Origin of the sequence: Anaerosporobacter sp. (assembly GCF_031551385.1) — a bacterium.
GTDB lineage: Bacteria > Bacillota > Clostridia > Lachnospirales > Lachnospiraceae > Anaerosporobacter.
Genome location: NZ_JAVBNS010000007.1, coordinates 1 through 13867, shown reverse-complemented (window position 1 = coordinate 13867; position 13867 = coordinate 1). Strand labels below are relative to the sequence as shown.

General features: G+C 34.8%; 11 protein-coding genes. 3 read left to right on the top strand and 8 right to left on the bottom strand.

Going from position 1 to position 13867, the window contains the following annotated elements; genetic code table 11:
• Positions 1-102 precede the first annotated feature (102 nt).
• Positions 103-912, bottom strand: a complete 810-nt coding sequence (locus RMR19_RS00865; RefSeq protein WP_310601664.1) for an AraC family transcriptional regulator — start codon at positions 910-912, stop codon at positions 103-105.
• Between the two features lie 175 nt (positions 913-1087).
• Here RMR19_RS00865 and RMR19_RS00860 point away from each other — a divergent pair, with 175 nt between their 5' ends.
• On the top strand, positions 1088-3094 hold the full coding sequence (locus RMR19_RS00860) for a beta-galactosidase (RefSeq protein WP_310601663.1): 2007 nt from the start codon (positions 1088-1090) through the stop codon (positions 3092-3094).
• Between the two features lie 217 nt (positions 3095-3311).
• Here the strand turns inward: RMR19_RS00860 and RMR19_RS00855 are convergent, their stop codons facing one another.
• Positions 3312-4562, bottom strand: a complete 1251-nt coding sequence (locus RMR19_RS00855; protein WP_310601662.1) for a HipA domain-containing protein — start codon at positions 4560-4562, stop codon at positions 3312-3314.
• Between the two features lie 216 nt (positions 4563-4778).
• Here RMR19_RS00855 and RMR19_RS00850 point away from each other — a divergent pair, with 216 nt between their 5' ends.
• Entirely contained in the window at positions 4779-5816 is a 1038-nt protein-coding gene (locus RMR19_RS00850; RefSeq protein WP_310601661.1) for a hypothetical protein, read from the top strand.
• 17 nt (positions 5817-5833) lie between these two features.
• Complete coding sequence (locus RMR19_RS00845) at positions 5834-6094, top strand: CD3324 family protein (protein WP_310601660.1); 261 nt, start codon at positions 5834-5836, stop codon at positions 6092-6094.
• Positions 6095-7324: 1230 nt separating this feature from the next.
• Here the strand turns inward: RMR19_RS00845 and RMR19_RS00840 are convergent.
• The 6 genes from RMR19_RS00840 to RMR19_RS00815 form a co-directional block, all read right to left on the bottom strand.
• Positions 7325-8167 (bottom strand): carbohydrate ABC transporter permease, encoded by an 843-nt coding sequence (locus RMR19_RS00840; RefSeq protein WP_310601659.1) that lies wholly within the window; start codon positions 8165-8167, stop codon positions 7325-7327.
• Positions 8167-9063 carry a carbohydrate ABC transporter permease gene (locus RMR19_RS00835; protein ID WP_310601658.1) on the bottom strand — a complete coding sequence of 299 codons (897 nt, stop codon included), beginning with the start codon at positions 9061-9063 and terminating at the stop codon, positions 8167-8169. The genes RMR19_RS00840 and RMR19_RS00835 overlap by 1 nt, the downstream gene beginning before the upstream one ends.
• Positions 9064-9180: 117 nt before the next feature.
• Complete coding sequence (locus tag RMR19_RS00830) at positions 9181-10632, bottom strand: extracellular solute-binding protein (RefSeq protein WP_310601657.1); 1452 nt, start codon at positions 10630-10632, stop codon at positions 9181-9183.
• Positions 10633-11069: 437 nt separating this feature from the next.
• Positions 11070-11567: a phosphotransferase-like protein gene (locus RMR19_RS00825; RefSeq protein ID WP_310601656.1), complete on the bottom strand. Its 498-nt coding sequence runs from the start codon at positions 11565-11567 to the stop codon at positions 11070-11072.
• A 65-nt stretch (positions 11568-11632) separates the two neighbouring features.
• Positions 11633-12388, bottom strand: a complete 756-nt coding sequence (locus RMR19_RS00820; protein WP_310601655.1) for a response regulator transcription factor — start codon at positions 12386-12388, stop codon at positions 11633-11635.
• On the bottom strand, positions 12372-13867 hold a 1496-nt coding region (locus RMR19_RS00815), incomplete at its 5' end, for a sensor histidine kinase (RefSeq protein ID WP_310601654.1). The genes RMR19_RS00820 and RMR19_RS00815, both read right to left, overlap by 17 nt.

Below are 13867 nucleotides of genomic sequence, written 5' to 3'. Positions count from 1 at the left end.
ATTTAAAAATTAAAACACCATACATTCCATTTCAATATGGAACATACAGTGTTTTATAATATTGCATCTCTTTCCTTTTTCAAACAACTAACCAGCCATGCCCTAATAATGCAAATGACGAAATTCCAACGGTGTATAACCCGTTATACTTTTAAACATCGCAATAAAATGACTCGTATCATGATACCCCACACGAAAACTAATCTGTTGAATTTCCAACTCTGGGCGATTTACAAGAAACTCTTTTGCTTTCAGCATACGATAATTTGTCAGATACATAGAAGTCGAACAACCAAGAAAGCGTTTAAACAATCTCGAAAGATACTGTGGCGACACATAAGCGATATCTGCAAGATATTGTACGGTAATATCTTCCGAATACTTTGTTTCAATTTCTTTTATTATTGGCAATACATATCGCTGATATAATGGTTGTTCCAAAAATCCCCGATAATCTTGAACTGGGTTGACATTCATAAGAAATACATAGCAGTCAATTGATAATTGAACTGGATTAATCTGTTGGTTCTCATGAAGAGATATCGTATGGTTAATCCAATTCTGAAACGAAAATCCTTCATGGTCTGCTACGGGAATATATCGTTCATGTCCTACTATTTTACTGATGTCTGTTTCTAATGCACCTGAAAAAGTCACAAAAGATGTTCTCCACTCCTCTTGGTTTGAATAATAAGAATGCGGAACAAATGGTGCAATCAAAACACCTGTCCCTTCTGGTAAGCTCAATTGTTTTCCATCAATAACAACTTCTCCTAATCCACTTTCTGTCTGTAACCAATGGTAATGTGGAAATCCTTTTGGTCGCTCAATATTTTCCTGATACCACTGATTACCGATGCTGTCAATCGTCAGAGGAAGTTCACGAGAGGATAATTCAAAATAAATTGGCATAGCAATCTCCTTGTTTCGAAATGTTATATTATTCAGTTTAACATATTATACTTTTCTTGAAAATAATCAATTATAATAGAGTCATCAAAGTTGCTGTGAATGATTTGTATTAATAGTAACGTGAATATTTTGTGTTAACAATAACGGAATCAAATATTTAGGAGGAATATTAACTATGACAGCATTTAAAAGAATCTTATATGGTGGTGACTATAACCCAAACCAATGGCCTAGAGAAACTTGGTCTGAGGATATAGAGCTTTTCCGTAAAGCAAACATCAACAGTGCAACAATCAATGTATTTTCATGGGCAAAAATTCAACCATCCGAAAACGAATATTATTTCGATGAATTAGATGATATTATCGACATGCTTAGCAAGGAAAATTATGATATCGTTCTTGCAACCTCTACTGCTGCATTACCTGCATGGATGTTCAAAAAGTATCCAGAGGTTGCCCGTGTGGATTACCAAGGCCGCAAACACAAATTTGGACAAAGACACAACGCCTGCCCAAACAGCCCTGTTTACCAAAGATACGCACAAGCTCTTGCGACAAAACTTGCTGAGCGTTACAGTGGGAACAAGAATATTACTTGCTGGCATATCAACAATGAATATGGTGGAGAATGCTACTGCGACAATTGCGAGAAAGCATTTCGTGTATGGTTAAAAGATAGATACAAAACGATAGACGCTGTAAACAAGGCATGGAATCTGGAATTCTGGGGACATACTGTTTATGAATGGGATGAAATCGTTCTGCCAAATGCTTTAGGGGAAGGAATCGGTGATACCGCTACTGCTTTCGCCGGAATCTCTATTGATTACTGCCGTTTTAACTCTGACAGCTTACTAAATAATTTCAAAATGGAACGTGATGCCGTTCGTGCTGTTTCTCCTAACGCCTTGATTACTACAAATCTAATGGGTACATATAAAGCCCTAGACTATTTCAAATGGGCAAAAGAGATGGATATCGTATCTTGGGATAACTACCCTGCCTATGATACTCCTTGGAGCATGGTAGCGATGTGTCATGATTTAATGCGCGGATTAAAAGGGCAACCATTTATGTTAATGGAGCAAACGCCAAGTCAACAAAACTGGCAAGCTTATAATTCACTTAAAAAGCCAAATCAAATGCGAGCACAAAGCTATCAAACTATAGCTCATGGTGCAGATACAATCCAGTTCTTCCAACTTAGACGTTCTGTCGGTGGCTGCGAAAAATTCCATGGTGCGGTAATCGGACATGTTGGAACAGAAGATACTCGTGTTTTTCGTGAAGTTACTCAACTTGGTAAAGAACTACACTCACTTGGAGATGAACTTTTAGGTGCTTCCAATCCTGCAAAAGTCGGAATTATCTTTGATTGGGAGAACTATTGGGCACTAGAGTATACGTGTGGCCCTAACAGCGATTTAAAATATGTTGATCAAATCCATCAATATTATGAGTATTTCTATGAGAAAAACATTGCGGTTGATATGATTCCTGTTGATGCTGATTTATCCAAATATAATGTAGTAGTTGCTCCAGTTCTCTATATGGTAAAAGACGGAATGCAAGAAAAACTAGAAAGCTTTGTAGAAAATGGTGGCGCACTAGTTACTGGATTTATGAGTGGAATTGTAAATGAGTCTGATAATGTACATCTTGGAGGATACCCTGGCCCACTTCGTAAAATGGCAGGCGTTTGGGTAGAAGAAATCGATGCACTAGCACCAGAGCAATGCAATGCAATCCGATTTGCAGATGGTACAGAGTCAACTTGTCACCTTCTATGTGATATTATTCATCTGGAAGGTACTGAGAGTGTAGCTGATTATAACAGCAATTTTTATGCATCTACTCCTGCTGTGACTAAAAATTCATTTGGTCAAGGAACTGTTTTCTATGTAGGAACGCAGTTGGAGAAACAGGGATTAGAGAAGGTTCTTGATTTGGTATCTGCAGAATCTGGCTGCAAACCGATTATTGATACGACTACTAACTTGGAGATTGTTTGCCGTAAAACGGATAAAGCATGTTACTATTTTGTTATTAACTTTACAAAGGAAGTTCTTCCGCTTCCTGAGATATTTGTTGGTAAAACTGATCTGTTATCAAAAGATATCTTAACAGCAGAATACACGTTAGCTCCTTATGATGTTGTTTTGGTATGTGTTGAGGATTAGGGCGTATTTGAAAATTATTGGCTTTCTTCACTAAGCAGAGCAGACAAAGAGGCTGTCGCAGAATAAAATTTTTCTATAATATAGAGGTGATATCAGTTGAAAAATATCACTCTATATTGTGGTTTAAACTTATTCTGTGACAGCCTTTCTTGTTTTATGTCTACTTAATCACCTTGTACATTTTTTCCTACTCATTCTGCAAGTTCTTTCATTACATTTATTGATCCCTATCATCTTCCAAACCACTGTAAGCCACATCTTCTGTCACATCGCCTTGACAGTTATCTATTACATAGCCTGTTCTGTGGGTATTTACAATGTCAGTCAGCATATCGACCCTGCTTCTCAAAGCCTTGCAAAGTGCATCACACCGATTCTCATCTATGAATAAAGACCCCCTAACCAGTTCCCGTAACTCTTCATCAATTCCATAGAGTGCATTTAAGTCAAGCCAGTCAAAGGAACTTACTAGCTTAATCTGCTCTTCGTGATCATTCTTAAATGGCTTGCACCCTACTTTTGACCTTGTGCCAATCATCATGGTAGGTTTATCAAACCAGAGCGATGTACCACTATCAAAAATCGGAGCTGCCCCTATATATTCCAGTGTTTCTGCATTACGAACTACACCAAAATTATTCTGGTGTCTGTCCTCATTCACAATCAGATAATCCAAGACCATCATACGGTCAAGAGATTCTTTTATCTCTGGAATTCCATATGCCTTACAACAGTCAAGATAGTGCTGATAGATTGATACATGATTCTGTTTTTTCATAGTCTGCATCAAATGCCATGCGGAAATGAGGTCTGTTTGTGTTGTAATAAAATCCTCGCACACGCTATATGGATAATCATCTTCTATCAATAAGGAATATTTCACATGCTTGATATCTAAGCGTTTCATAATACTACTTGCTAATACTTCATTATAAGGTTCCTGTTGTGTAGCACCACTTCCACCTTTGATTAGGCAACGCTTTCCATCTATAATCTTCCACTTTTTCTTTAGCCATCCGTCCGATGTATTATCTGGAGACATCAAACTTATATAATCACCAGAAGAACCTTTTCCAAATAGAATATTACCTACATCATCAGAAAATGAATGTTCAAAGAAGTTGACCTGTGACCACTCTATTCCAGAGCCTGCTGGACAAATCCAATATTGATCAGAAAGACTAAGTCCCATACATTTTTCCAACAGTTTCTGTGTTGTGGAAATATTCAGCTCCTCCAACGCATTTCTAATACCAGCACGGCTAGCAGGAATGGCTCTTCCTTTCCACCACTCATTCAATGCAGCTCGGTTTATCACGCCTTTTTTCACTGGTATTCCCACTGGCACATGACTTTCAGAATATACATGACCGATAGCAGAAATCGCACACGTCGCCTCATCAAGCTCTATATCAGCCACAGAAATGTTTTTGTGCATTAGAATGTATTTTTTCATACCATCTGCCATCTCCCCATCTCCTCACTTATAATGACTAATTATAACAGAGAAACGTCCTGCTTTCAATCAGTCATTCTCGCATTTTCTGTCACGGTTCACAACAAACGTAACCCAGCCTAGAATACTTATAATTAATCCCTGCATAGTTTTTTCTTCTTCTATCAAGTATAATTCATATTATAAACAACGGCCGTTGCAAAAAAGAAAAGAAAGAAGGAATTCTATATGAAAAACAATACTGGGCAACTTAGAGATTGGGCAATTAATAAAATCAAAACGGAATATCCAAACGACATTGCAATACTTATAGCACTTGAAGGACACTCTGTAAATGGTGATGGACACGGAGAATGTTTCGACTATTTCGTACCAGCAACAGAGCGAGGAAATGAATTAGCACAAACATTTATAATCGGTGATGTAGGGCATGACTTGTATCCTCGTTCCTGGGAAAGAACCGAACGAACAGCAAACCTTGAAGATTATGCTACTCTCTGTCTTGGAAATGCAAAAGTGGTATACAGCCGTACAAAGGAAGATGAAGAACATTTTTTATCACTTCAGAAGAAACTGTTTGAGAATCTTGCCAATCCCAATTTTGTCTACAAAAAATCATTAGAGCAACTCAACATCGCCATGGACTTATATCGTACTATGATGTTTGAAGAACGATTATATAAAGCTCGAATGGCTGCTGGAATCATTCATGACTACCTTTCATTAGCTGTTTACTATCTAAACGGAACATATAACAAAGATTGGAGAAACGGCCCTGTGGAGCAATTGTTGAAGATGAAGGAGCTTCCAGAAAATTTCATCGAGTACTACAAAGCCATAACACGAGCAGACTCTGTAAATGAATTAAGAAGTCTAGCATATTTAACGATTAAAACAGCACGCCAATTTATTGCTACTTATAAACCAGTTCAAGAGAAAACAACTGCAAACAATGATTTTTCAGGGCTTGCAGAATGGTATCAAGAACTAAGTCTTACATGGAGAAGATTGTACTTTTACTGTGATACTAAAAATATAGATGCCGCTTTTTCAGACGCATGTAATCTTCAAAATGAATTAAATATCGTAGGTGAGGAATTTGGTTTAAAGGAGATGAATTTACTAGAAGATTTCTCTCCAACAAATTTAGAAAAATTCAAAGAAACTGCTCATGAGCTAGAAAATTACATCGTTCTTCAAATTAAAGAACACGGAATCATCCTTCGAAAATTCGATACACTAGAAGAATTTTTAGCACAGAACTAGAAAAGGAGGTCTTTCATTTGAAATATAGAAATGCATCCGAAATTCTCCCCGATGAACTGCTAAAGGAAATCCAAAAATACGCATCAGGAGAAGTTCTATATATCCCATCAGAAGGAAAACGCAAAGAATGGGGATCAGGTTCTGGAGCAAGAGTTTTTTATGAGCAGAGAAATGAAGATATCCGATATAAATATTTTCATTTAAAGACGAGTATAGAGGCTCTGTGTGAGGAGTATTCGTTGTCGGATGAGACGATTAAAAAGATTTTGTATAAGTAAACTCTTATCCTAAAATTTCTATCTGTTGTTAGCATTACATATAATGAAGAAATATTCACAATCATATACCACAACAATAGAAAACATAAATCTTTTTTATTACTATATGTACTACTTTATTGTATTGGACTACGTATTCCCTAATCATTATCGCTTACCTTTTTTTAGCCAAACGATTAAGTTAATTAGAATTATACCAATACTAATAATGAGCATTGTCGAACACACTTTAATATCCAATGAATTTATCACGTTCGCCTCAACTCTTCTTACTAAATAAAATATGTTTGACAAAACTATCAAAAAAGCTAACGGAAAAAGATCTCTTATAATTTTTTTTAACATTTTTTACTCCTTTGTTTTATAATGTCAAATACATTATAGATGTTTCTTGAAAAGATTACAATATATACATATTTTTCATTAAAAACCGCTGCTCTTTTGTTAGACTATATGGACATTCAAACTATTGCAGAAAAAACAGGTTTAACTTTAGAAGAAGTAGAAGAACTCAAGAAACCAAACCAATAAGAATCCAACAAAAAATACTTACGGAAATAAGTAACACACTACTATTCCCGTAAGTATTTTTCTATTTTTAGTCGCCACTAAAATAAATTTCTTCTTCTATTTTCTCAGCTATCAAAAAGCCAAAAGGAAATGAAATCCTCGAAACCACCAACCAATTACTACTCATTCCATACGCATCTGTACATGTGTACTGATTACTTCTGTACCAATTCCTGTATATCAATTACTTCCTTACCAACAAAGTAGATATGCAAAACTTCGTAACCTTTCCTTGCTTCTTCGCTGCTGTCCTATAATTAAGAAACGATAGCGAAACACCTATAGTACTTCTTAGTGTGTACAACCACAACCTAGGAAGGCGAGGCAAGGACGCCGAGCCAGTCCGAGCTAGGGCATGTCTGAAAAATGCTTGTACTGGACTGTGCACTCAACTTAGTGGGGTGGAAGTTCAAAATTCAGGAGGTGTAGCGGGCTACATTGACTGAATTTTGAACTTTCAGACCGCTGAGTTGAGGGTGCAGAACAGTGCAATGATTTTTAAGACATGACCGTAGGCAGGATGCCGAATCGAGGACGATTCCGTACCCCTTTCAAAACCCCTGCGTACACACTTAGAAGCACTTAGGTGTGAAGCGTGTTTCGTATTATAGAACACCAGCGAATACGCTTCGAAAACCTCCCAAGTTTTGCCTCCACAACCTACCCCTTAACAGCTCCCGCAACCATACCTTTAATAATTTGTTTACTAAACACAAAGTACATAATAATGATTGGTGACATTGTTAACAACATCGCTGCCATAATCTTCGGATAATCCGAACTAAATTGTCCACTAAATTGCTTCATTGCCAAAGGTACTGTTTGTAAACGAGTTTCTGACAGAAGAACTAAGGCAAACGAGAATTCATTCCAACATGCAAAAGTCTGTATAATTGCAATTGTTGTTAGAATAGGCTTTGTTACAGGAAGAATAATACTGAATAACGTACGGCTAAAGCTACTCCCATCGATAGCCGCTGCCTCTTCCAAAGCAACCGGAATTCCCTTCACAAAGCCTTCTACCAAGAATATTGCTATGGGCAAACCAAATGCTACATACGGTATAATTAATGTATACCATTTATCCGTTAATCCTGCATTTTTAAATACAATATAGATTGGCACTAATAATGAATGAATTGGAATTAACATTCCTAGTAAGAAAACAAAATAAATAACTCTGTTTAATTTAAACTGAACTCTAGCAATTATGTAACCTACGATAAATCCACAAAGTATAATTAAAAGAACAGATAAAAATGTTGTTCTCAAACTATTAAACATTGAATCAAATATATGATAATCTGGATTCTCTAAAATTCTTTTATAATTTTTTAAAGTAGGATTTGATGGTAATCCAACGACATCAGCATTAAAAACTCGCTTTTCCTTTAAAGAGGAATAAAACATCCAAATCAAAGGGAAAATGCAACTTAACGAAAAGATAATTAATACTGCATTGGTAAATACTTTCGAAAAAATATGTCTTGATTGTTTTTCCATTATGCAACCTCCTTATCTCTTGACAAAAAGGATATTAATTTCTGCGAACCAAGAATAACAACTAAACTTAAAACAAATATACCAATCGAAATCGCGCTACCATATCCCATATTTTGTTGATCGAATGAAATTTTATAACCATACATAGCCATTACCATCGATGATGTTCCTGGGCCACCTTTAGTCATAACATAAATATGATCGAATGCTTTCATGTTACCCGCAATACAAAGAGTAACACATACTAACAATGTATTCTTTATCAATGGAAGTACTATGTAGATTGCTCTTTGGAATGAATTTGCTCCATCAATCTCAGATACTTCAAAAATTTCTTGATCGATAGATGATATCGCGGATAGAATAATAACCATGTAATATCCGATGAACTGCCAAATCAAAGGAATTGCAATTAAAAGCATAACCAATTTCGGCTCATTTAACCAAACCTTTGCGCTATCACCTTTTCCTATCAATTCTAAAAACCAATTAATTAAACCTCTTTTGTAATCATATATCATTGTCCATATGAAACCAATTGATACTGCGGAAACTGTACTTGGAAAAAATCCAAATGTACGATGAATTCCTTTGAGTTTTGTATATCTTGAATTAATCATCAATACAAAAACAAATGCTAAACCAATCTGCCCTATAATACAAGCAGCAACTAGATACATATTATTACCAAACGAATGCCAAAATGTCTGATCTTTAATTAAATCTATATAATTTTGAAGTCCGTTAAAAGTCTTCTTCGGACCACCTTTCCATTCAAAAAAACTATAATACAATGCTGTTAGCAGCGGAACAAAAACCGAAAAAACATAAATCAAAATTGGAACTAGTAAGTATAAAAACAGAACTCTTTTCTTGGGCCGTATAGAGCTAAGCATAGACTCCCTCCTCGTAATCTTATAGAATAACTGGTTTTCATTTCTTGTAATGAAAACCAATTATTCTATCAAATATATCTAAGCCATTACTAAAATAGTATTCTAGTAATTATAATCTTAGTAGTTACTTTCATATGCTTTTTGTGCATTTGCAGCAACTGTTTCTGGATCAATTTCACCATTAACCATTGTTTGTAAATCACTGTTTAATACATCCCAAATAGCACCATTTAAGAAGGAATCGTAGATTTCACAACCTGGATTTTCATAGAAGTTATAAAATGCTTTTGTAAATTCATCGAATTTGCTTGTATCAATAGCTACTTTTGTTAATGAAGATAAAGCATAATTTTCAGCTACGTATGTAGCGAAGTCTGCACCTGTTAATTTGTAAGCTAAATCAACACAAGCTGCTAATTTATCAGGATCATTTGCAACTTTTGCATTAATAGCAACTGCATAACCCATACCAGTATTATGTGTATTTGTTGTACCTGTTGCTCCTGCTGGTTGAGGAATTACAGCAAATTTTGTTCTTGCATATAAATCTGGATCATTTGCTTTTAATGTTGCTCCGATATAAGAAGCATCCCAGTTACCAGCAATCATTGCTGATGCAGAACCATCGATATAGTACTCTCTTGCATCTTCATTTGTAATTGCATTAAAGTCTTTGTTAAATACACCAGAAGCAAAGATATCTTGTGTGAATTTTAATGCATCAACAAATGCTTGATCTGTAAACTTTGCACCTGTTTTCTCAATTAATGAATGATACCAATCAGAACCAGTGAATCTATCACCCACTGTAGATAGGAAACATGAATTCATATTCCATTTTCCTTTGTTACCAAAAGCAACTTCTGTCATTCCTTTATCATCAAAGAAAGATTTTGCACTGATGATTTCATCCCAAGTAGTAGGGAATGAATCAAATCCTGCTTCTTTCCAAACCTCTGAATCATAAACTACAATTGCACAAGTTCCTTCTGCAAGAGCTGGTAAACCATATGTTTTATCTCCTTGTTGGAAAGGATAGAATTTGCTTAAATCATATTGTGCAGCATATGGTGAGTTGTTGATGATATCTGTCATGTCTAAGATAAGACCTTGCTCAGACCAAGCTTTTGTATGCATACCTTGTAGTAAGAATACGTCTGGTAAATCATCCGCACCAGCTAATGTAACAATTTTACTCTTATATTCATCGTTAGCTAAAACGTTTTGTTCAAGTTGAATGTCTGGATGTGCATCTGCCCATTCTTGATTCATAGTACGGAAACCGTCCGAACCACCATTACCTTCAGATTCCTCTGATGTTGAGTAATGCATAATTGTGATTTTTCCTTTGTACGCTAAGTCAGTTGAACTAGAGTTATCTGTAGATGTATCTGCTGATGTGTCCACAGTTTCTTTGTCGTCTGTCTTATCTGCATCATCCTTTGTTGTTTCTACATTTGTAGAATTTGTTTCCTTTGTGGAATTATTATTGTTGTTCTTTCCACACCCAACTGTCATCCCTGCTACTAATGTTGCGCATAACAAAACACTTAGTAATTTCTTTTTCATAACCATTTCTCCTTTATGATATGATTTTAGTAAAAACTCTATATCCCCAAACTTCTATATACGAGTTATTTACTAAAGCAAGTATAACAAATTATCCCTTTGTACAAAATAGACAGTTCCAACTTGTCATTTGCATATTTTTGTTGTTATTTTCACTATCTTGTTCACTTGAAAATGCTTTATTTTAAAGGGATTGCAATTTTATGCATGGATAATTTTGACTTTGTATTTGTGTTTTTTTGAACTGGATTTATTTGATTTTTATGTTTTTAGTCTTGTTAATATCTATATATTTTCTACTTAAAAATGATATCAAATATACAGTCCTATAACTACCAATATTCCCCTACAAAGCAAAACAACTTGAACATATCATTTATTATATTGATATGTTCAAGTTATCCCCTGTATCAAGTACTATTTTATTTGTTCAAAAATCAAATTATATTCTCCAGAATTTGCAACGAACATTCTTTTGCTGATAATAAAAAAGTATCAACTACTAAATCATACCCCTCCTTGGGAAACAAATATTTATAAGATGCTTCTGCCGAACCAGAACATCTATTTTTCCGTTCTTCTTCCCTTCTCTTTAATTCATGCAATGGACATGTTACATGTACCAAATAAATATTATATGATTCTAGACGCTCTATTAATTGTTTAAAAATACGTTCACTTGTAATTACATGATCAATAATAACACCTTTTTGTAAACAAAGCATTTCTATTGACTTATCACAGAGCTTTGAAGATATCTCAAATACATCATCCTCATATATTATATCGTTCGTTGTCATCTGAAGAAAATGGTCAATGGAAATTATGGCATATTCTTCATCAAGTTTATCTTTAATAATTGTTTGCAAAGTACTTGCCAACGTTGATTTTCCACTACTTGAAGAACCATTAAGTAATATAATTTTCTCTTTCATATTCTTTTCTCCGTTTTTACTATGTTTTTTATAATTTCTTTATTTTCTTACCAGTTATAAATTCCCTACTTCCCATTCAAACGATACTCACTCGGAGTCATCCCCACATTCGCTTTGAAAACCCTACTAAAATAAAAAGAATCCCGATATCCAACTCGTTCGCCTATTTTACCCACTTCTAAATCAATACACTGCGTCAAAAGTTGTTTTGCCTCATTCATTCTAAGTTCTGTCAGATATTTTGATGGCGATTGACAGGCAATCTTTTTAAACACTTTCCCTAGATATTCTTGCGAGAAACCAATGGAATCTGCCAATGAACTAAGCGATATGTCTTGCATATAATTCTCTTTAAAATAATTCACCATCAATGTATAGATTTCTTCCTGTGATAAGTCATGTTCCTTCTCATACAATGTACGAATCTTTTGAGATTTTGCATCAAAATGATTCACGATTTCAACTAGTGTATCTTTTAGTTCCTCTGCCTTAACTGGCTTTAGAATATAATTATGTACTTGATTACGCATTGCTTCTTTCGCATAAGCAAACTCATCAAAACCACTGAGAATAACTACTTTAATATCTGGCTTTTTCCTACTGATAAATCGTGCCACTTCTAATCCGTCGCATTGCGGCATTCGAATATCTGTAATAACGATATTCGGCATCTCTTTCTCTATTAGCAGGATTCCATCTACCCCATTACTTGCCTCACCTACTAATGTTAACGGTAACCCTAACCCCTCAATTTTTTTAATCGTATTTTTCCTTATTAGCGGTTCATCTTCAATTACAATATACTTATACTTTATCTCCATCTTCACCCTTCTCCCTAATTGATTCCATTGGACCTCCGAGTATAAACTTTGTTCTTTGAGGATAATGATTTTCTATTGTAAACACAGCCTCTTCCCCATATAACAGCTTTAAACGTAGATATGTATTTTTCAGCCCCAATCCGCCAATTTCCATATCATATAAAGCATTTCTCTTCGTTTCCCTGAACTCTCTTAGTAACCGTTCTTTCTCTTCATTACTTAGCATTCCACCATTGTCTTCAATTTCAATTCTCCAACTGTTTCTTTTCACATATGCATTGATACGTAAAATCCACGGTGGTCTTTTATTAAAACCATATTTAAAAGCATTTTCAACAATCGGCTGTACAATTAATTTCGGTATCTCTATCTCTTTAACTTCATCCTCTATATTACATTCATAAATTAAATCCTCCCCATGCCGAACCTTCATACAATCAACATATTTTTGTGTACAAATCAGTTCTTCCCACAATGGCACTTTCATTTCCTTTGTCGAAGATATGTAACGGAAAAAGTCACATAAGGAATTGCAAAACTCTACAATTTCATCATTCATCTCTTCCTCTGCCATAATACTCATATGGGTAAGGCAATTATATAGAAAATGTGGATTAATTAACGATTGCGTTGCACTTAATTTTGCCTTTGTTTCCTCTGAACGTGATAGTAATACTTCTCTTGATGACGTCTGTAACTGCTCATACATGGCACGAATTGACTCACATAATTGATGAATCTCTACGATGTTGCTATCAACTGTTTTAATTTCCTCATTCTCTTCATCTAGCACCGTTGTAATTGTTATCTCCTTTGCTACTTTTCTTATTTCTCGCAAAGGCCTTGTTATTTTCCTTGATAGATAGTAACACATTAGTATTACTAATAGAATTGTAACTGCACCTGCTGTAAGAAATACAATTCTATATTGATGTAAAGGATAATATATCGACTTATTATCTTCGTATACAAGAATTGACCAATTATATTTATCTATCTTATTATACGTTGCTAAACTCTTAATAAAATAGTCGGTCTTAACCCATTGACTAACCAACGGTTTCATTTCATTTTCATAAATGATTTTATAGTATTTGGATGATTTATTCGCATCCTCTTTGTATGGATACACAACATCACCATTATCATTGAAAATATATATCGTTGTATGCGGATTTTGCTTACTCAGTTGATTAATCAGTGCAAATACTCTATCGCAATCTTGAATTACTTCAACAAAACCAGCTTTCTTACCTTTTCTATTGTTAAATAAACGTATAAAAGAGATATACATCTTCTCTGATGCATCCTTCTGATCATTTTCTAAGAAATTAATATTCTCTGGAACAGTTATATACCTCTTACCATTTAGCAATAACGCTTCCGAATACCATGACTTTTCTAGTAACTTCACAGAACTCATAGAATTAACAAAGCCTGTGCCTATACATTTTTGATTGAGTGTATATACATTTACTT